Origin of the sequence: Enterobacter sp. HG048 (genome assembly GCF_024702055.1) — a bacterium.
Lineage (GTDB): Bacteria > Pseudomonadota > Gammaproteobacteria > Enterobacterales > Enterobacteriaceae > Enterobacter > Enterobacter dykesii.
Window position 1 is genome coordinate 15,368 of sequence record NZ_JANLIZ010000015.1, and the last position, 20,043, is coordinate 35,410.

General features: G+C 56.4%; 21 protein-coding genes. 8 read left to right on the forward strand and 13 right to left on the reverse strand.

What is annotated here, in order from left to right:
• Positions 1-46: 46 nt before the first annotated feature.
• The 6 genes from gss to NUX24_RS16505 all read right to left on the reverse strand — a co-directional run bounded on the left by gss (position 47) and on the right by NUX24_RS16505 (position 7,403).
• Complete coding sequence (gss, locus tag NUX24_RS16480) at positions 47-1,909, reverse strand: bifunctional glutathionylspermidine amidase/synthase (RefSeq protein ID WP_257832882.1); 1,863 nt, start codon at positions 1,907-1,909, stop codon at positions 47-49.
• An 86-nt stretch (positions 1,910-1,995) separates the two neighbouring features.
• On the reverse strand, positions 1,996-2,997 hold the full coding sequence (locus tag NUX24_RS16485; RefSeq protein ID WP_257832884.1) for an ABC transporter ATP-binding protein: 1,002 nt from the start codon (positions 2,995-2,997) through the stop codon (positions 1,996-1,998).
• On the reverse strand, positions 2,994-3,971 hold the full coding sequence (locus tag NUX24_RS16490) for an ABC transporter ATP-binding protein (protein WP_257832886.1): 978 nt from the start codon (positions 3,969-3,971) through the stop codon (positions 2,994-2,996). The genes NUX24_RS16485 and NUX24_RS16490 overlap by 4 nt, the downstream gene beginning before the upstream one ends.
• On the reverse strand, positions 3,964-4,809 hold the full coding sequence (locus NUX24_RS16495) for an ABC transporter permease (RefSeq protein ID WP_047646341.1): 846 nt from the start codon (positions 4,807-4,809) through the stop codon (positions 3,964-3,966). Before NUX24_RS16495 ends, NUX24_RS16490 begins: the two co-directional genes overlap by 8 nt.
• Before the next feature lie 5 nt (positions 4,810-4,814).
• Positions 4,815-5,768 (reverse strand): ABC transporter permease, encoded by a 954-nt coding sequence (locus NUX24_RS16500; protein ID WP_257832890.1) that lies wholly within the window; start codon positions 5,766-5,768, stop codon positions 4,815-4,817.
• Between the two features lie 45 nt (positions 5,769-5,813).
• A complete protein-coding gene (locus NUX24_RS16505) occupies positions 5,814-7,403 on the reverse strand; it encodes an ABC transporter substrate-binding protein (RefSeq protein WP_257832892.1) in 1,590 nt (529 codons plus the stop codon).
• Between the two features lie 245 nt (positions 7,404-7,648).
• On the opposite strand from NUX24_RS16505, the gene yghU reads away from it, so the two are divergent.
• Together yghU and NUX24_RS16515 are read left to right on the forward strand one after the other, a co-directional pair.
• Positions 7,649-8,515, forward strand: a complete 867-nt coding sequence (yghU, locus tag NUX24_RS16510; protein ID WP_136343775.1) for a glutathione-dependent disulfide-bond oxidoreductase — start codon at positions 7,649-7,651, stop codon at positions 8,513-8,515.
• Between the two features lie 152 nt (positions 8,516-8,667).
• A complete protein-coding gene (locus NUX24_RS16515) occupies positions 8,668-9,000 on the forward strand; it encodes a glycine zipper family protein (RefSeq protein WP_257832895.1) in 333 nt (110 codons plus the stop codon).
• 107 nt (positions 9,001-9,107) lie between these two features.
• On the opposite strand, the gene NUX24_RS16520 is transcribed toward NUX24_RS16515, so the two are convergent.
• From NUX24_RS16520 to NUX24_RS16535, 4 genes are all read right to left on the reverse strand, one after another.
• Positions 9,108-9,362 (reverse strand): hypothetical protein, encoded by a 255-nt coding sequence (locus NUX24_RS16520; RefSeq protein ID WP_257832897.1) that lies wholly within the window; start codon positions 9,360-9,362, stop codon positions 9,108-9,110.
• A gap of 93 nt (positions 9,363-9,455) precedes the next feature.
• A complete protein-coding gene (locus tag NUX24_RS16525) occupies positions 9,456-11,003 on the reverse strand; it encodes a methyl-accepting chemotaxis protein (protein ID WP_257832899.1) in 1,548 nt (515 codons plus the stop codon).
• A 305-nt stretch (positions 11,004-11,308) separates the two neighbouring features.
• Positions 11,309-11,797, reverse strand: a complete 489-nt coding sequence (locus NUX24_RS16530; protein WP_023309169.1) for a TIGR00645 family protein — start codon at positions 11,795-11,797, stop codon at positions 11,309-11,311.
• A gap of 81 nt (positions 11,798-11,878) precedes the next feature.
• Positions 11,879-12,382: an ESA_00282 family adhesion-associated protein gene (locus NUX24_RS16535; protein WP_023309170.1), complete on the reverse strand. Its 504-nt coding sequence runs from the start codon at positions 12,380-12,382 to the stop codon at positions 11,879-11,881.
• Positions 12,383-12,485: 103 nt separating this feature from the next.
• On the opposite strand from NUX24_RS16535, the gene NUX24_RS16540 reads away from it, so the two are divergent.
• Positions 12,486-12,890 carry a hypothetical protein gene (locus NUX24_RS16540; protein WP_047650136.1) on the forward strand — a complete coding sequence of 135 codons (405 nt, stop codon included), beginning with the start codon at positions 12,486-12,488 and terminating at the stop codon, positions 12,888-12,890.
• Between the two features lies 1 nt (position 12,891).
• Positions 12,892-13,341, forward strand: a complete 450-nt coding sequence (locus NUX24_RS16545; RefSeq protein WP_047650135.1) for a hypothetical protein — start codon at positions 12,892-12,894, stop codon at positions 13,339-13,341.
• Between the two features lie 42 nt (positions 13,342-13,383).
• On the opposite strand, the gene exbD is transcribed toward NUX24_RS16545, so the two are convergent.
• Both exbD and exbB read right to left on the reverse strand, forming a co-directional pair.
• Complete coding sequence (gene exbD, locus NUX24_RS16550; RefSeq protein ID WP_023309173.1) at positions 13,384-13,809, reverse strand: TonB system transport protein ExbD; 426 nt, start codon at positions 13,807-13,809, stop codon at positions 13,384-13,386.
• A 4-nt stretch (positions 13,810-13,813) separates the two neighbouring features.
• Complete coding sequence (gene exbB / locus NUX24_RS16555; protein ID WP_257832904.1) at positions 13,814-14,545, reverse strand: tol-pal system-associated acyl-CoA thioesterase; 732 nt, start codon at positions 14,543-14,545, stop codon at positions 13,814-13,816.
• Between the two features lie 251 nt (positions 14,546-14,796).
• On the opposite strand from exbB, the gene metC reads away from it, so the two are divergent.
• Positions 14,797-15,984 (forward strand): cystathionine beta-lyase, encoded by a 1,188-nt coding sequence (metC, locus tag NUX24_RS16560; protein WP_045403978.1) that lies wholly within the window; start codon positions 14,797-14,799, stop codon positions 15,982-15,984.
• 143 nt (positions 15,985-16,127) lie between these two features.
• Positions 16,128-16,787, forward strand: coding sequence for a DedA family general envelope maintenance protein YghB (gene yghB / locus NUX24_RS16565; protein WP_126329362.1), 660 nt, complete (start codon positions 16,128-16,130; stop codon positions 16,785-16,787).
• A 46-nt stretch (positions 16,788-16,833) separates the two neighbouring features.
• Here yghB and NUX24_RS16570 read toward each other — a convergent pair whose 3' ends face one another.
• On the reverse strand, positions 16,834-17,733 hold the full coding sequence (locus NUX24_RS16570) for an AraC family transcriptional regulator (protein ID WP_047650129.1): 900 nt from the start codon (positions 17,731-17,733) through the stop codon (positions 16,834-16,836).
• Positions 17,734-17,928: 195 nt separating this feature from the next.
• Between NUX24_RS16570 and yqhD the strand changes: the two genes are divergently transcribed.
• Both yqhD and dkgA read left to right on the forward strand, forming a co-directional pair.
• Positions 17,929-19,092 carry an alcohol dehydrogenase gene (gene yqhD, locus NUX24_RS16575; protein WP_121424674.1) on the forward strand — a complete coding sequence of 388 codons (1,164 nt, stop codon included), beginning with the start codon at positions 17,929-17,931 and terminating at the stop codon, positions 19,090-19,092.
• Between the two features lie 105 nt (positions 19,093-19,197).
• On the forward strand, positions 19,198-20,025 hold the full coding sequence (gene dkgA / locus NUX24_RS16580) for a 2,5-didehydrogluconate reductase DkgA (protein WP_047650127.1): 828 nt from the start codon (positions 19,198-19,200) through the stop codon (positions 20,023-20,025).
• Positions 20,026-20,043: the final 18 nt, after the last annotated feature.

Consider the following 20,043-nt stretch of genomic DNA (forward strand, 5'->3'; position numbering starts at 1 on the left):
GCCCCCGCAGGAGACCCTGCGGGGGCTTTTATATTGCGGGTGTGAACTACTTATCTTTAACAACAATCAGCGGCTCGATATCGCTCTCTTTCTTCACCACCAGCGAGTCATCGCCGCGCAGACAGGTGCCGCCGTAGTTCCCGCCCACGGTGAAGGTGCAAACCTGTATGTACTTGCCGTCGACCTTCGGCAGGCACCACAGCTGCTGGTAGATATTCTTGCGGTCGACAAACTTGCCGCTGGATTTATCCAGCAGTTCGTCCTGGGCGCTGATGAGATCGATATTGCTGCCGCAGCGGCCGGCAATCGGCTTGGCTGCGTAGCCAGTCTGCTTCAGCAGATCGTTAACCTCAAAATCGGTGTCGAGCAGGTAACGGTGATTCGGGAACAGCTGCCACAGAACCGGGAGAATCGCCTTGTTGCCGGGAATCACGGTCCACAGCGGTTCGAAGACCAGCACCTCCGGGCGCAGCAGGACGTCAATCAGGCGCACCTCGCCCTTAGGATGTCCGGTGCGAATCGGCACGGCGGCGTATTCGGTTTCGCTCACCTCGCGGATCTGCTCTATCGCCGTTTCCCACGCCCAGGTTTTCCACACGCAGTTGACGTGGCGACCTTCGTCGTCAATCAGCTGTCCGGCGGCATCCCAGCTGAGCGCCCCCAGCCCGTGCAGGATTTTGGTCTCGAACCCGGCCTGCATCAGCGAACGCTGTATAAAGAGCGCGTGATAGTCCTCTTCGACATCGTTGTCCTGCATGATGTGGACGAACGGCCGCGCGTGGCTGTGTTTCCACGCCCCGGTCAGCTCTTCAAGCAGCCCTTCCGCCGGGTTATGCCCGTTGCCGCGATAGCCGTTTTTCACCCACTCTTCGAGAATCAGCCCGCCCTCGGTATGGCAGGAGGCGGAATCCGCGTTGTACTCGTAGACCTTAATGCCGCGCTCATCCATGCAGAAATCCATACGACCGGTGATCATATGGTGGCGACGCCACTGCCAGGAGAGGCGCAGGCGCGGCCAGAGGATTTTCGGGATGTCGAAAAGCGCCAGCAGGCTGTCGTCTTTCAGCACCTTGTCCGTCGCGTGCAGGTACATCAGATGCAGTTCGTTGGTGGCCTTGATCAGCTCCTGCTCGGCGCTTTCGGTAATGGTGAAGTACTGGCAGGGATCTTTGTTGATCACATGGCCGTTGGCGCGGATATACGCCTGCTGTAGCGCGTCATTTTCGTTAAGCCATTTTCCGTCGAACTGACGTTTGTTTTTCAGCCGCGCGCCGCTGATTTTCAGCAGTTCGCCGTCGATTTCCGGCTGGGGAATGCTGTGTTCCGTGTCTTCGGTCTGGATCATCCAGCCGAGAATCTCCGTGTCGTTGAAGGTGTCATGAATTGTATAACACCCGTTCTCCACGCTCAGACGCAGCTCGCGCGTCCACTGCTGCCCGAGCGGCAGCGGGGAGTGAATCACGTTCTGCTCCGCAATACGTACCCTATCGTCGAGAAGCTGGGTGATCACCGCCACGTGGCCGGTCTCGTGAAACTCGCCGCCCTTTTGCCAGATCAGCAGCGCCCCGGCGCGCGGCGCGCGTTTTGAACCGTTGGCAAAAGCCTGAAGGGGCAGAATGTTATCGTTCACCACCTGACGCAAAAAGCGCAGGGAGAAGATTTCCCACGCCATGCCGACGTCGGTAAACACGAAGCCATAGTTGAGAAAAAGGAAACGGCGGGCAAACTCAACGCACTGCCACTTGTGGCCCATGTATTCGTTGCCGATATAGCTGCGAAAATCCGCGTCCTGCGGGTAGCTGCGCGGGTCCAGACTGCCGTAATTTGAAGAGTAAATCGCCACGCCACCGGGCGCATAGCCTAACAATGTCCCGAATGGCGCATCACTGCTTAACTTTCCTTTACGCATGTATCCAACCTAAAACAGGCAGGCGGCAATTTTTTAAGGGTTGTCGTCGTCTGCACGTTGTAATTAACCTGACAGAGGAGCGTTTATCATACACCTGCGCGGTGCATTAATGACATGTTAAACAGCCAGCACGCCGCGAAATGCCCTGGCGCAATCTCCTGCATGGCAGGCTCCTGCGTCTGGCAAACCGGCATGGCGTGCGGGCAGCGGCTGCAGAACTTACAGCCCGGCAGCACGGACGTGGGGCCGGGAATGTCGCCGCGCAGGGTGGCGTCTTCGAGATTGCGGATGCGCGGGTCGGGCTGGGGAACCGCCGCCAGCAGCGCACGGGTATAAGGGTGCGCCGGATGCTGATACAGTTCATTCGCCGGGGCCACCTCCACCAGTTTGCCGAGATACATCACCCCAATGCGGCTGGAGATATGCCGAACCATGGAGAGATCGTGGGCGATGAACAGATAGGTTAGCCCCAGCTCCTGCTGCAGATCCTGCAAAATATTCACCACCTGCGCCTGCACCGAGACGTCCAGCGCCGAGAGCGGCTCGTCGCACAGCACGAATTCAGGATGCACCGACAACGCGCGGGCGATACTGATGCGCTGGCGCTGCCCGCCGCTGAACTCATGCGGGAACCGTTCGAGGTGTTCGTGCTTCAGCCCCACCTTGTAGAGCAGCGTTTCCGTACGTTCCCGCTGTTCTTCCCGGCTGTAACCGTGGATCTGCATCGGCTCGGCCACCAGCTGTCGCACCGTCATACCGGGGTTGAGCGAGGAGTAGGGATCCTGAAAAATCGCCTGCATCCGCTTGCGCAGCGGCTTGAGTTCTTTTTCGCGGGCGTGGGCGATCGCCTGTCCGGCGAAGTGGATCTCACCCGAGGTGATATCGAAGAGGCGCAGGATGGCGCGCCCGAGGGTGGATTTTCCGCAGCCGGACTCCCCCACCAGGCCAAACGTCTCGCCGGGCTGGATATCAAAGCTCACGCCGTCAACCGCCTTCACGGCCACGCCTTTACGCAGCAAACCGCCGTTAAGCTGATAGTGCTTGCGCAGATCGCGCACGCTCACTAAGGGCGCCTGTTGTTCATTCATGCCTGAATCTCCTTGTCGGCCCATAGCCAGCAGGCGGCGCGATGGCCCTCTCCGACGGCGTAAAAGGCGGGCTGTTGTTCGCACTGGAGCATGCGCTTCGGGCAGCGTTCCGCGAACGGGCAGCCCGGCGGCGGATTCAGCAGGCCAGGCGGCGAGCCTTCAATGGGAGATAAACGCTGATTCACCTCATCCGGGCGCGGCAGCGAGGCCAGCAGACCCCGGGTGTAAGGATGCGCAGGGCGATAGAAAATGTCCTCCACGCTCCCCTCCTCCATCACCAGCCCGCCGTACATCACCACCACGCGGCTGCAGACCTGCGCCACCACGCCGAGATCGTGAGTGATCAGCAAAATCGCGGTCCGGGTCTGCTGTTGCAGACTTTTCAGCAGGCGCAGGATCTGCGCCTGAATGGTCACGTCCAGCGCGGTGGTCGGCTCATCGGCAATAAGCAGCTTAGGGTTGCAGGAGAGCGCAATGGCGATCATCACCCGCTGTCGCATCCCGCCGCTAAACTCGTGGGGATACTGGTCGTATCGGCGTTCCGCCTCGGCAATCCCCACCTGTTCCAGCATGGCGATTGCCGCCGCTTTGGCCGCTTTTTTTGTCAGCCCTTTGTTGCGCATCAGAATCTCTGCCATCTGCTTGCCGATGGTCAGCACCGGGTTCAGGGCGGTCATCGGATCCTGAAAAATCATCGCGATCTCGTTGCCGCGAATGGCGCGCATCTGCGCGGGCGTTTTCTGCGCCAGATCCTCATTCTGGAAGCGGATGCTGCCGCCGGCGATCCGTCCGTTGCTCCCCAGAAGCTGGATAATCGACTTGCAGGTGACGCTTTTCCCGCAGCCCGACTCGCCGACGATACCGACAAGTTCCCCCGGCTGAACCTGAAAGCTCACGCCGCGCACCGCGTGAACCTCGCCCTCGCGGGTGCGGAACGTGGTTTGCAGGTCCTCAAGCGCTAATAAGTTACTCATCGCGATTCGCTCCCGGCTCAAAGGCGGTACGGAAGACATCGCCGAGCACGTTAAAGCTGAACACCGTCAGCAGGATCAGAATGCCGGGGAACATCGCCAGCCACGACGCTTCGCCTATATAAGACTGCGCGTTGTTAAGCATGCTTCCCCACGACGCCGCGGGCGCCTGCACGCCCAGCCCTAAGAAGCTGAGCGTCGACTCCATCAGAATGGCCGAGGCGATATTGAGCGTGGCCGCCACGATAATGGTCGGCAGCACGCCGGGAATGATGTGGCGCGCGATGATGCGCAGCGGATGCTCCCCCGACGCGCGGGCATAAAGCACGTACTCGCGCTCTTTCACCGACAGGGTTTCAGCACGCACCAGACGCGACATGTTCATCCACGTCAGCAGGCTGATAATCAGAATGATGTTATCCACGCCCGGCTTGAGGTAAGCATTCACTACCAGCAGCAGGAAGAAGGCCGGAATGGCCATCAGGATATCCACGGCGCGCATCATCAGGTTATCCAGCCAGCCGCCAAAATAGCCGCTCACCGTTCCCACCACCGTGCCGATAAGCGTAGAAAAGAGCATCGCCAGAAAACCGACCATCAGGGAGATCTGGCCGCCATACAGCGCGCGGGTGAAGTAGTCGCGGCCGTATTCGTCGGTGCCGAACCAGTGCGCGGCATCCGGCGGCAACGTGCGCGCGCCGAGCGACATCCGATCCGGATCGTACGGGCTTAACCCCGCACAGAGCGCGGCGACGACGAAAATAAAAAGCACAAACAGGGAGAACTGCGCCGGACGGTTGCGGCGCAGCTGGTGACGAACCTGCTGCCAGCGTCTGCTCATCCGGGTTACCTCAGCGTACGAATGCGGGGATCGGCGAAGCGATAAAGCACGTCGGCGATCAGGTTACCGACGATCAGCATCATCGACGAGAGCATGATGATCGCCATAATCAGGGGGTAATCCAGCGAGGCGATCGACTGGATCCCGAGCAGCCCCATCCCCGGCCAGGAGAAGACGCTTTCCGTCACATAGGCCCCCACAATCAGCTCTCCGAACGACAGGCCGAACAGGGTGATCACCGGCAGCAGCACGTTTTTCAGAACGTGCCGAAACAGAATACTGGAACGCGTCGCGCCGTAGGCAAGCTGGGTTTGCACGTAGTCGGCCGAGAGCTGCGAGATGGTGTTGGAGCGGATGTAGCGCACGTAGCTGGAGAGGTTGTAGAACGTGAGGGCAATACACGGCAGCACGACATGACGCAGCACGTCCAGCGCATTATCCTCCATGCCGATGGTGCGCATCCCCATGCTGGGGAACCAGTTAAGCTGCACGGCAAAAACGGTGATGAGCAAAATGCCGAACCAGAATATCGGAACAGAAATGCCGATATAGGCGAATATATTGAGCAGATGATCCAGCCAGCGGTGCTTAAATGCCCCGGCCAGCAGGCCCAGCGGGATCGCCAGCACGATCGCCATCAGCAGCGACGCGCCCATCAGCCCCAGCGTGGCCGGAATGCGTTCGCCAATCATCTCCAGCACCGGGCGGTGGTAGATCAGCGAATAGCCGAGATCGCCCTGCAGGACGTTTTTCAGCCACAGGACGTACTGCGTGACCAGCGGCTTATCCAGCCCCAGGCTCTGGCGAATACGCTCGATATCCTCCGGGGCCATACGCGGCGTAATGTACGCCGCCACCGGATCGCCGGGCGCGAGCTTGACCAGCAGAAACGCCACCAGTGAAATAAAAAACAGCATCGGCAGCAGCTGCAGCAGCCGACGCGTGAGAAGTGTGTTCACGACATGCCCTTACCAAGGCCCCGACCCGACGGTCGGGGCAATCACTTATTTCTGATAGATTTTTGACAGATCCTGGAACAGATAGACCGGTTTCGGCTCTGCTTCCTGGGTGCCGCCGAAACGCTTGTCCACCGCGACGGTCGCATTGGTGTAGGCAATCGGGTAGTAGGTCATGTCGTTCGCCACGGTCTGCTGAATTTGCTTATAGATATCGGCCCGTTTTGCGGCGTCGGTTTCCACGGCGCCTTTATCCCACAGGGCATCAAACTGCGGATTTTTGTAGTGCGCGTAGTTATAGGCTTCGTTGCTCATGAACAGCGATTTGTAACCGTCCGGCTCGGAGCCCATGATGTAGCCGCCCAGGTTCAGCTCCCACGCGGTGTTGTTCATATCAAGGCTGCGCTGAGACATGGCGTTGGAGTCCAGCGGCATCAGCTCCACGTTCACCCCAATGCCCTTCAGCGCCTGCTGAATATAAAGCGCCATGCTCTCCTGGGTTTTGTTGGTGTTCACATACGCCAGGCGCAGCTTGAGATTGTCCGGCGCGCCGGACGTCTTCAGCAGCTCTTTGGCTTTTTGCAGATCGAATTTGTACTGTTCAACGTCATCCGTCTTGTAAAGCGTATCTGGCGTCAGGAACGAGGTCGCCGGTTTAGCGTAGTCCAGCGAGGTAAAGGCGGTCTGGGTGAGCTCGTCTTTGTTGATGGCATACGCGATGGCCTGGCGCAGCGCTTTGCTCTTCATCACCGGCACGTTCTGGTTGAACGTCATGTAGGCCAGACGACCTTCCGGATAGACCACGAAGTCAAACTTACCGGTATTTTTCAGACGGTTCACATCCTGCGGGTCAACCATCTTGAGGTTGATTTCCCCGTTTTGCAGAGCAAGGTTGGCGGCGTTGCTGTCTTTGGCGAAACGGTAGGTGACCGAATCAAGCTTCGCTTTGCCGTTCCAGTAATCGTCAAAACGGGTCAGGGCGTAATACTGCCCGGCGCGATACTCCTTAAATTTGAACGGCCCGGAGCCGACCGGCGCATCGTTTTTGCTGCTCTTTTCCAGGTCGCCTTCACCGGCGAACACGTGCTGCGGGATCGGGTAGATCTGTACCAGGGTGCCGGTAAAGGCCGCGCTGACCTGCGGTAAGGTGAGCTTAACGGTGCGCTCATCCACCTTGCTCACCTGTACCGGCTTGTCGCCCCAGGTAAACATGCTGCGAAAGAAGCTGTGCTGTTTGGCATCCAGCAGCTTATTGAACGTAAAGACCACGTCGTCCGCCGTCAGCGGCTGGCCGTCCTGCCATTTGAGGTTGGGTTTTAACGTCAGGGTATAGCTCAGGTTGTCGGCGGAGGGCGTCAGGCTTTCCGCCAGGCCCCACTCAATGTTGCCGTTATTAAAGCTGTACAGCGGGGCATAGAGCGCCTGCATGATCGTTAACGTCGTACGGTCGCTGGCATAGAGCGGATTAACGGCTAACGGGTCGCCGGAGGTAATTCCAATAATTAGCGAACCGCCCTCTTTCGGCGCGCCGCTTTTTGCCGCTGAGGGCGTATTTGTCTCTTTATTTTTCGCATCATCACAGCCCGCCAGGCCTAACGCGAGCGAAACGACCACTGCCGATAACAGAAGCTTGCGCATCTCACTAACTCCTTGCCTTATAAAGTGTTTATTACTGCATTTTTTATTTATGTTGAAGCATCATATTCAGCTTTATCGGTTTTCGCATTAATTATGAAAATGCGATTTTCGATTAAGCTTATGCCGGATTTGTTATATATAAGCGCCAGAAGGAATAGCGGTTAATTGATTGCGCTCGCAACGTTAAACGGTTCACAAATCTCCTGCTACACTGCCTCAACACATCACTCAAAAGGCAGGCCAACATGTCAGACAACACGTATCAGCCACCAAAAGTGTGGGAATGGAAAAAGAACGGCGGCGGCGCGTTCGCCAACATCAACCGCCCGATTTCCGGCGCGACCCATGAGAAAGATCTGCCCGTGGGCTCCCACCCGCTGCAGCTTTACTCTCTCGGAACACCGAACGGCCAGAAAGTGACGATCATGCTCGAAGAGCTGCTGGCGCTGGGCGTGACGGGTGCGGAGTATGACGCATGGTTGATCCGCATCGGCGAGGGCGATCAGTTCTCCAGCGGGTTTGTAGACGTGAACCCGAACTCGAAAATACCGGCGCTGCGTGACCACTCCACGAACCCGCCAACGCGCGTATTTGAATCCGGCAATATCCTGCTCTATCTGGCAGAGAAATTCGGTCACTTCCTGCCGAAAGATCCGGCTGGACGCACCGAGACCCTGAACTGGCTGTTCTGGCTGCAGGGCGCAGCGCCGTTCCTCGGCGGCGGCTTTGGCCACTTCTACAACTACGCGCCGGTAAAAATTGAATACGCGATTGACCGCTTCACCATGGAAGCCAAACGCCTGTTCGACGTGCTGGATAAACAGCTGGCGCGCGGCCGCTACGTGGCGGGTGAGGAGTACACCATCGCGGATATCGCCATCTGGCCGTGGTTCGGCTGCGTGGCGCTGGGCAGCGTCTATAACGCCGCCGAGTTCCTCGACGCAGAGAAGTACACGAACGTGCAGCGCTGGGCGAAAGACGTGGCGAATCGCCATGCCGTTAAGCGCGGCCGTATCGTTAACCGCACCAGCGGCGAGCTGAACGAGCAGCTCCACGAGCGCCACGCGGCGAGCGACTTCGATACCAATACGGAAGATAAGCGTCAGGCGTAATGTTCCGCCGGGCGGGTCCCCGCCCGGCAACTGAGATCCTTGTTCAGGGCATGATTAGCTTAAAGGTTAAGCCGGTATTGCTGGCACTATCTGGACGTTTTTCTCGCGTGAGATACCATGTCTCAACCGACAGCAGTCACAAAGGATCTGTTATGAAACTTATTAAAACAACGCTGGTTATCAGCGCCCTCATTTTTTCCACCTCGGGAATGGCAATCGACAAAACTGCCGCCGGCGCGGTAGCAGGCGCGGCCATTGGTGCGGCCACGGGCAAAGATCTGAAATCAACCGTTGGCGGCGCCGTCGTGGGCGCAGGCACCGGTGCCATGTTCAAAAATGGCGGCAAAGGTAAAGCCGCGCGTAAGGGCGGCGCGGTAGGTGCAGCCCTAGGCGCTGGCGCCGCGGCGGTTACCGGCAAGAGCGTGCTGAAAGGTGCAGCCGTTGGTGCGGGCACGGGTGCGCTGATTGGTGAAGCGACGCACTGATAAATAAAGCCGGGCGGCGCTGAGTTTGCCCGGCATGAATCACATTCCCGATGACGCCCTCCGCTTATTGTTCGTGTCTCATTCCTGGATAGTTTTCGTTAACCGCATTAATACTTAATGTCCCGCGCTTTTTGTCTTCCGGACTGTTTCATCTGACGCTTGTCCTGACGGCAGTCATGATTGCTCTGGTTATTGTTCGCCACGCAGGTCTGCTTCACCTGCCGCGACGCGTCGCGGGTTTCCCGCCTGACAACACGCGCTACACGCCGCTCCTGCGCCTGCTGGGTCGCGCTGGCAGAAACCGAGAACAGCATCAGAATAATGAAAGAAAGGACAGGAATGACAGATAACGATCTGTTCATAAAGGGTTAGCAAAAGAATAGCTGTTTCAGAAGGGGCTGAATGGGGAAGGCGTTAATAATATAAGGCCGCACAAGGCGGCCTTATACGCTGCGTTATGCCGTCAGGCGGAACTTCTGCACCGAGCGCTGAAGCTCTTCGGTCTGGCGCTCCAGCGCCGCCGCCGCGGCAGAAACTTCTTCAACCAGCGAGGCGTTTTGCTGGGTAACGCCGTCCATCTGCGTAATGGCAATCCCGACCTGCGAAATGCCCTTGCTTTGCTCCTCAGAGGCGGAAGCGATTTGCTTCATGATGGTTGTCACTTCCGTCACGTCACGTAAAATCGCATCCATGGTGGTGCCGGTGTCGCTCACAAGCTGCGCCCCCTGCTCGACGCGGGAAACGGAATCGGTAATCAGCCCTTCAATCTCTTTGGCCGCGTTGGCGCTGCGGCTTGCCAGGTTGCGCACTTCTCCTGCCACTACCGCGAAACCACGCCCCTGTTCACCCGCGCGCGCCGCTTCAACCGCCGCATTGAGTGCCAGAATATTGGTCTGGAAGGCAATGCTGTTGATCACGTTGGTGATTTCAGCAATTTTCTTCGAGCTTTCCGAAATACCGCTCATGGTGGTCACCACCTCTTCCACCAGCGAGCCGCCGCGGCTGGCGGTGGTTGAGGCCACATCGGCCAGCTGGCTGGCCTGACGCGCGCTTTCCGCGTTCAGTTTCACCGTGGCGGTCAGCTGTTCCATGCTAGCTGCCGTCTCTTCCAGCGCAGCAGCCTGCTCTTCGGTACGGGAAGAGAGATCGTTGTTGCCGCTGGAGATTTCCGTCGCGCCGCGCCAGATATTTTCACTGCCGGAGCGAATCGTGCTGACCGCTTCGCGCAGGCTGTCCTGCATGGCGCTCAGCAGAGGCACCAGCTGCCCCACGCAGTTACGACCGAACGGCTCAATGGGCTGGCTGAGATCGCCCTGGGCAATCTGGCGGAACTGCTGGCGAATGCGAGCCAGCGGTTTGACCAGCATCGCCACCAGGTAACGGTCGGTGAAGAGCAGGATCAGCAGGCCGATAATCGTGGCGACGATAATCACCGTGCGGGTCATGCTTGTCAGGCCGTCCACCACCACGCGGGTGCTGTCGAGCGACTTCGCGGCGGCATTGTTGAACTCCTCAGCCGCCGCACCGAACGCGCGGCTCAGCGGTGGGGTGACGTTGTTGGCCTGCTGGCGATACCCCTCCAGATCCCCCTGCTTCGCCTGCTGCATTTGCGGCGTTACGCCCTGTTCAAGCAGCGCCTGCCAGGAGCCGATCACCCGGGATGAGATCTGCTCATCCATCGGGCCCGGGGAGATCGCTTTCATCTCGGTCAGTTTCTTGCCCATGTTATCCAGCGCCTGCTGGGCGGAGGAGAGATCCGGCGTGCCGCCTGCGGCTTTGACTTCCATCGCGCGGCTCAGACGGGTCACAAAGCGGAAATATTGATCGTTACCCTGGCTGAGTACCGTCATCTGTTTAACCAACTGGCGATCGACTTCATTGCCATCTGATACGCGAGAAAGGGCCCAGGTGCTGTACAACCCAACGCCCGCCCACATTAAACAAAAGATCCCGAGAATCGTCAGCATGACGAAGCGGATCGTGAAATTACGAAGCATATTCATAAGTCTTCCTTGCCGTGAGGGTGAGTTCGCCCAGAGGCGAGTACTACTCTCGTTATCGGCAGGAAAAAGGGAAATTATAACGTTTTGTGATCATTTTTAATTAGCATGGCTTCACTGGTCACACAGCAGTCGTTAATCATTAGGCCCGCGCTTAGGGATGCAATTTGTGATGTGATAAGTGCAGAGTGGGAAAGCGCTTTGAATCTGTGGCAGGCGTCGTCGGATAAGTCGTCGGATAAATAGTGCGGTCTGATGCCCTCACCCCGGCCCTCTCCCACAGGGAGAGGGCGCTTAAGTAAGGGGAATTACTTCTTACTGATCTTATCCAGATACCCCATCACAAACGCAGACAGCACAAACGTCAGGTGGATGATGACGTACCACATCAGTTTGTTATCCGGCACGTTCTTCGCGTCCATAAACACGCGTAACAGGTGAATAGAGGAGATCGCCACAATCGACGCGGCGACTTTATTCTTCAGCGATGAAGCATCCATTTTCCCCAGCCAGCTGAGCTTCTCTTTACGCTCGTCGATATCGAGCTGGGAGACAAAATTCTCGTAGCCGGAGAACATCACCATCACCAGCAGCCCGCCCACCAGGGTCATGTCCACCAGCGACAGCAGAACCAGAATCAAATCCGCTTCGGCAATAGAAAAAATGTTCGGCAGAACATGCCAGATTTCCTGAAAGAACTTAATCGTCAGCGCGATAAGTGCCAGCGAGAGGCCAAAATAGACGGGGGCCAGTATCCAGCGAGAGGCGTACATGGCATTTTCAAAAAAGCGTTCCATAGAGTCCTGTTTGCAAAAGAAACCAGCGTCCAGTATATCTCAACGGCGCTGGCTGTTTGCAATAACTCAACGGTACGTCATTCAGACGTTGTCCGGGTTAACCTCGGGACGTGCGTACTCCGGCCAGACAAGCGCCACCAGTTCAGGATAGGCTTCAAGACTGAACTCGCGAAAACACTGCCGCAAATTTAATACGTCCAGATCGGAATAAGAGACCTTTTCGCCGTTAAGGCAGCGCTTTTTGATATTGTCATAATATTTATAGACTGCTGAATTCAGATCGCTACAGCGACGCTGCGCCTCAAACAGTCCGGGCGTATCATTAATTTCTGACATTTTCATGCGCTTAATTGTCGCGTGTAAAAAGTCGATATATTCGTGGTTCACCCGCCAGTACCAGACAGGCGTAACGGAGTTCATCAATACAGAGAAATGGTCTTCCCCTTCCTCTTTTGTCATCAGTTCAGGTTGCGGGGGTTCACTGGTGTCTTTAGACACTTTCGTTTTATTGAACTCCTGCATCAATAAAAGCACACCAGCGGTCAGTAATAGTAATGTGATGACCGTAAAAAAGATGCTGTTCATGGGTAGGCTCCATTTTTTTTGATTTTAAATTTGCCTCATGATATTGTCAACGAATCTCACGCCTTTACCAACCCCACCCTGTTGAAATTAAAGGAAATTAAAAATGCTGCCCGACTATCTCGTCCCGGCTAAGTACCACATTACGCCTGTGGAACAGCAACCGACGGAAGCAGAAAAAGAGGCCAGTTTCACTCAGGGGAAAAGAAAGCTCTCTGATTTCGAGCCCGATATATTAATTGGTGTTTCCCGAACTGGCAAATCCCGAAATATGTTGCTGGAAGAGCACGATCGCCATATAAAAGACCGCTTATTTCGCGCCATAAAAATTGAAGCCTTTGTCCACCTGCTGAATGACCTGCAGGCTGAGGGTGAAATAGATGCCCAAAAACTCAGTCAAATAATGGCCGAGAAAACCGAAGAAATTAATGAAGCGGGCAATAAAATTTGGCTTAATTTAATTACGCGTGAAAAGAACAACCCAATTTTTTACAGCCTGGGGGAAGATTAACGTGAAAGAAGTTAAAAACAACGACGTTTATTTGACTTTAGATGATAAAAAAAGTGATGAATTTATCTTAAAGCAAAATCTCGACGCACTGAGAAACACAAAAAATGACGAGATGACGCGAATTACACAAGACCTGGTATCGATCCCGGCGACGCTGGTTCGTCTGAAATGGCGGAACCGTCGTGAAATTTATCCGCTACAGGTCAAAGAAGAAATTTACGGTGCCGTGATGAACGCCATCATTGAACAGCGTCCAGAACTGAAAGAGAAGCTTCTGGGACGTCTCGAGGCCAATTATCAGTACCTGCTTGCCAGAGAAATCGCCACCCTGCGTCTGACGCGCAAGCTGTCAGACGGTGAGTACCGTACCTCAAACGTCACCTGCGTAGCGCTTGATGAGGACGCGCTGGCACCCTCTTCTACTGCACCGACGGATAGCAAAAACACATAAACCGACAGGCATAAAAAAAGCCGGCTTTCGCCAGCTTCTTTATCACTTCGAGGCCGCTTTCTCTTCGCCGACCAGTCCAATCTTCAGGTAACCCGCCTGATGCAGCGTGTCCATTACCTTCATCATGGTTTCATAATCAACGGTTTTATCCGCACGGAAGAAGACCGTGGTGTCTTTCTTACCGCCCGTAAGCTGCTCCAGCGCCGGGATGACAGAGTCGGCCGTCACCGGGTCGTTCCCGAGGAACATGGATTTATCCGCCTTCACCGACAGGTAAATAGGCTTCTCCGGGCGCGGCTGGGGCTGGCTGGAAGAGGCCGGCAGATTCACCTTCACATCCACCGTCGCCAACGGTGCGGCCACCATGAAGATAATCAGCAGAACCAGCATGACGTCGATAAACGGCGTCACGTTGATTTCATGCATTTCACCGTTATCGTCCAGATTTTCGTTTAGACGCATCGCCATACTCTTAACCTGCGCGCAGTTTAGACGCCGCGTGCACCGGCTTAACCGAGCTGGAATTCAGATCCAGATCGCGACTTTGCAGCAGCAGAACCTGTGCGGCAACGTCACCCAGCGTGGCTTTGTAGCTGCCAATCATACGCGCGAAAATGTTGTAGATGACCACCGCCGGGATAGCGGCAACCAGACCGATGGCCGTCGCCAGCAGCGCTTCTGCGATACCCGGCGCAACGACCGCCAGGTTGGTGGTTTGGGTCTGCGCGATGCCGATAAAGCTGTTCATGATGCCCCAAACCGTACCGAAAAGACCGATGAACGGTGAGATCGCGCCGATGGTCGCCAGATAACCATTGCCGCGTCCCATGTGTCGGCCAACGGCCGCCACGCGACGCTCCAGGCGGAAACCGGTACGTTCTTTGATGCCTTCGTTATCTTCACTGCCAGCGGAGAGTTCCAGCTCGTTCTGTGCTTCATTCACTAACAGGGTGGTCAGGCTTTTCGCGTGGAAGGATGAGGTCATATCTGAAGCCTGATCCAGAGAGCGGGCTTCTGCAAGCTGCTGCTGTTCCCGCTTAAGGCGACGCTTCTGCGAAAGCAGCTCGGCGCTTTTGCTGAAGAAGATAGCCCAGGTGACAACGGACGCCAGAATCAGGCCGATCATCACAATCTTAACCACGATGTCAGCATGATGATACATGCCCCAAACGGAGAGATCCGTCTGCATCAAATTATTACCCACTCTGTATCTCCAGGACGCAAATCACAAAATCTGAACGTAATAATATCAAAACGTCGTCGAATTGATAGTAGTTCTCATTAGTATTTGCATAGTGCCGTAATTTTCGCTCACTTTCCTTGCGCTTACGCAGTAAAAATTTCTTATGCGAATTTTTGCTAATATTTTCTGCTTATTCGATAAGCCTCGGGGTGCAGTTTTTTCCAATCGTGGTAGTCTGGACGTCCAGACGTATAAAAACAGGGTTGGCGAACATGACAAAGAAGCATCTTGATACCACGCTGGTACAGGCAGGACGCAGCAAAAAATATACGCAGGGATCGGTCAACAGCGTGATTCAACGAGCCTCCTCGCTGGTGTTTGATACCGTTGAGGAGAAAAAAATCGCCACGCGCAACCGCGCGAAAGGCGGGCTGTTTTATGGCCGTCGCGGCACGCTAACCCATTTTTCGCTGCAGGAGGCGATGTGCGAGCTGGAAGGCGGCGCGGGCTGCGCGCTGTTCCCGTGCGGGGCGGCGGCTGTCGCCAACACCATTCTGGCGTTTGTGGAACAGGGCGACCATATCCTGATGACCAACACCGCCTATGAACCCAGCCAGGACTTCTGCACCAAAATCCTCAGCAAGCTCGGCGTAACGACCGGCTGGTTCGACCCGCTGATTGGTGAAGGCATTGCCGAACTTATTCAGCCAAACACGCGCATTGTGTTCCTGGAATCGCCGGGATCGCTCACCATGGAAGTTCACGACGTGCCGGCCATCGTGAAGGCCGTACGCAGCAAAGCGCCAGAGGCGATCGTGATGATCGACAACACCTGGGCGGCAGGCGTGCTGTTTAAAGCCCTGGAATTCGACATTGATATCTCGATTCAGGCGGCGACGAAATACCTGATTGGCCACTCTGACGGCATGATTGGCACGGCGGTCTCCAACGCGCGCTGCTGGGATCAGCTGCGTGAAAATGCCTACCTGATGGGCCAGATGGTGGACGCAGACACGGCCTACATGACCAGCCGCGGACTCCGCACGCTGGGCGTTCGCCTGCGTCAGCACCATGAAAGCAGCCTGAAGGTAGCCGAATGGCTGGCGCAGCATCCGCAGGTTGAGCGCGTAAATCATCCCGCGTTACCGGGAAGTAAAGGCCACGAATTCTGGCAACGTGACTTTACGGGCAGCAGCGGGTTGTTCTCATTCGTGCTGAAAAAACGGCTGAATAACGACGAGCTGGCGAGCTATCTGGATAATTTTACTCTCTTCAGCATGGCCTACTCGTGGGGCGGTTTTGAATCCCTGATCCTGCCTAATCAGCCGGAACAGGTTGCGGCTCTGCGCCCCGGCGGTGAAGTAGACTTCAGCGGCACCCTGATTCGACTGCATATCGGTTTAGAAAATGTTGACGATCTGATTGCCGATTTAGCAGCAGGGTTCGAGCGTATCGTGTAGAGTGCTGGCTGAAAATGTACTCCCTGGACGCTTTTGTGGACACGGCAATGAGAAAAGTCTGCATGAGTTGCGCCCGGGATCAAACCCGACAGGCGAATAAGGGAGTACAATAGCGCTATATCTGCTGTTCCACAGGAAAGTCCATGGCTGTTATTCAAGATATTATCGCGGCGCTCTGGCAACACGACTTTGCCGCGCTGGCGGATCCTCACATCGTTGGTATCGTTTACCTCGTGATGTTCGCAACACTGTTTCTGGAAAATGGATTACTGCCAGCCTCGTTTTTACCCGGTGACAGCCTGCTTTTACTTGCCGGGGCGTTAATCGGGAAAGGCGTCATGGACTTCACGCCAACGATGGTTATTCTTACCTCCGCAGCCAGCCTGGGCTGCTGGCTGAGCTATCTGCAGGGCCGCTGGCTTGGGAATACTCGCGTCGTGAAAGGCTGGCTGGCGCAGTTACCGCATAAATATCATCAGCGTGCGACCTGCATGTTCGACAGGCACGGCCTGCTGGCATTGCTGGCGGGGCGTTTCCTGGCGTTTGTTCGCACGCTTCTGCCTACGATGGCGGGCATTTCCGGTCTGTCAAACCGCCGCTTCCAGTTTTTCAACTGGCTGAGCGCCCTTCTGTGGGTGGGCGTGGTCACGACGCTCGGCTATGCGCTAAATATGATCCCCTTTGTGAAACACCACGAAGATCAGGTGATGACCTTCCTGATGGTGCTACCGATGTTCCTGCTGGTGGCAGGGCTGGTGGGAACCATCGCGGTGGTGATTAAGAAGAAGTACTGCAGCGCGTGATGTCAATTGCCGGGTAGCGCTGCGCTTACCCGGCCTGTGTTTCCCCTCAGGCACCCTGCATCGTTCTGATACGTGACGCATCCTCTCCCGGCGTGACGCCAAAATAGCGCTTAAACTCCCGACTGAACTGCGACGCACTTTCGTAACCCACCCGCATCGCTGCCGCGCTGGCCTTCATGCCGTCGTGGATCATCAGCATCCGCGCCTTATGCAGCCGGTAGGTTTTAAGGTACTGCAGCGGGGAGGTGCTGGTCACCGACTTGAAGTTATGGTGAAACGCCGAAACGCTCATGTTCGCTTCCGCCGCCAGCTGGTCAACGCTGAGGTTTTCCGTGTACTGGCTTTCGATACGCTTGAGCACGCGGCTTATCAGGCTGAAGTGGGTCTGTCGGCTCACCAGAGCCAGTAACGCCCCGCCGCCCGGGCCCAACAGCACATGGTAGAGAATTTCGCGGACAATCTGCTTGCCCAGAATGCGCGCGTCCAGCGGCCTTTCCATCACGTCCAGCAGACGTTCAATGGCGCAGAGGATCTCTTCCGAAAGCGTCGCCGAGTTAATCCCGCTCGACGCCATCGAAGGCTGGAAGAACTCATCTTCGCCTATCTCCATCAGCAGCTCCTGCAGCTGAAGAATATCGACGTTGACGCGAATACCGGCCAGCGGAACGGCCTCTGTCGCGAAGGTTTCACATTCGAAGGGTAAAGGTACCGTCAGGAGCAGATATTCATTGGTGTCGTAGCGGAACACGCGTTCGTTTATATAGCCAATTTTATGGCCCGAGAAGAGAAAAACGATGCCCGGCTGGTACATCACCGGCGTGCGCGTCCCGGGCTGCGTGCCATAAAGCAGGCGAATGTCAGGAAGCAGATCGCTGACGCCATTTTCTTTATCTATCAGTCTTTTAATCTGCGCAGTGAGCTGCTGGCAGATAGCCTCACGGTTCATCTTGCGTTACTCCGGGTACGTTTTTCGACGTTGACAGTGTGCGTCGTTTTCCGCGCTTTCTCCAGCGCTCTGTAGAAATGGGCAAGACATCGGCAGGAATGTGCATTGAGGGCGTAGCCCCGGACAGCCACAATGTGCAGCATCAGGTCGCCCTCAGCGCCACCACGGTTTTTCACCCACTAAAGGGAACGAGCAATGAACAACTTTAATCTTCACACCCCAACCCGCATTCTGTTTGGTAAAGACGCTATCGCCGATCTGCGCGCCCAGATCCCTGCTGACGCCCGCGTACTGATCACCTACGGTGGCGGCAGCGTGAAAAAAACCGGCGTGCTGGATCAGGTTTACAGCGCCCTGGACGGTCTGGACGTGCGTGAGTTCGGCGGCATCGAGCCAAACCCGTCTTACGAAACGCTGATGAACGCGGTGAAAATCGCCCGCGAAGAAAACATTACCTTCCTGCTGGCCGTCGGCGGCGGCTCCGTGCTGGACGGCACCAAATTCATCGCGGCGGCAGCGCACTACGCTGACGGCATCGATCCGTGGCACATCCTTGAAACCCGCGGGAGCGACATCAAAAGCGCCATCCCGATGGGCTCCGTGCTGACCCTGCCAGCCACCGGCTCTGAATCCAACAAGGGCGCGGTGATCTCCCGCAAAACCACCGGCGACAAGCAGGCCTTTATGAACGAACACGTTCAGCCTGTATTCGCCATCCTGGATCCGGTTTACACCTACACCCTGCCTGCGCGTCAGGTAGCGAACGGCGTAGTCGATGCCTTTGTTCATACCGTTGAGCAGTACGTAACGTATCCGGTAGATGCCAAAATTCAGGATCGCTTCGCGGAAGGCATTCTGCTGACGCTCGTTGAAGACGGCCCGAAAGCGCTGAAAGAGCCGGAAAACTACGACGTGCGTGCCAACGTCATGTGGGCGGCAACGCAGGCGCTTAACGGCCTGATCGGTGCTGGCGTGCCGCAGGACTGGGCAACCCATATGCTGGGCCACGAGCTGACGGCGATGCACGGTCTGGACCACGCTCAGACGCTGGCCGTTGTGCTGCCTGCGCTGTGGAACGAAAAGCGGGATACCAAGCGTGCCAAACTGCTGCAGTACGCAGAACGCGTGTGGAACATCACCGAAGGTTCTGACGACGCGCGTATTGATGCCGCCATTGAAGCGACCCGCAGCTTCTTTGAAGGTCTGGGCGTGCCAACGCGTCTCTCTGGCTACGGTCTGGACGGCAGCTCCATCCCTGCCCTACTGGCGAAACTCGAAGAACACGGCATGACCCACCTGGGCGAGCACGGCGACATTACGCTGGACGTCAGCCGTCGCATCTACGAAGCGGCACGCTAAGCGTTTTTGCCCTCCCGACTTTCGTTTTTTGACATTTCGTCCAGACTTAATGCACATCCCATCGCCGGAGTCTCCCTCCGGCGATGCGCACCTGAAGGAGGAAAAATGGCAAACCAAACCGTAATCAAGCTGCAGGACGGCAACGTGATGCCCCAACTGGGGCTAGGTGTATGGAAAGCCGGTAACGACGAGGTCGTCTCCGCCATTCATAAAGCCCTGGAAGTCGGCTATCGGTCTATTGATACCGCTGCCGCATACAAGAACGAGGACGGCGTGGGTAAGGCACTTGCCAGCGCTGGCGTCCCCCGCGATGAGTTATTCATCACCACGAAACTGTGGAACGACGATCAAAAACGCCCCCGCGAAGCGCTGGAGGAGAGCCTGGAGAAACTCCAGCTCGATTTCGTCGATCTCTGGCTGATGCACTGGCCGGTTCCGGCTATCGACCACTACGTTGAGGCCTGGAAAGGGATGATTGAACTGCAGAAAGAGGGGCTGGTGAAAAGCATCGGCGTCTGTAACTTCCAGGTTCATCACCTGCAGCGACTGATTGACGAGACGGGCGTTACGCCGGTGATTAACCAGATCGAGCTGCACCCGCTGATGCAGCAGCGCCAGTTACACGCCTGGAACGCTACGCATAAAATCCAGACCGAGTCCTGGAGCCCGCTGGCGCAGGGCGGCGAAGGGGTGTTTGATCAAAAGATTATCCGTGAGCTGGCGGATAAATACGGTAAAACCCCGGCGCAAATCGTCATTCGCTGGCATCTCGACAACGGCCTGGTGGTCATTCCGAAATCGGTCACGCCGTCGCGCATCGCCGAAAACTTCGACGTCTGGGATTTCCGGCTGGATAAAGATGAGCTTGGTGAGATTGCGAAGCTGGATAAGGGTAAACGTTTAGGCCCGGATCCGGATCAGTTTGGCGGATAGATAAAAAACACCCCGGCT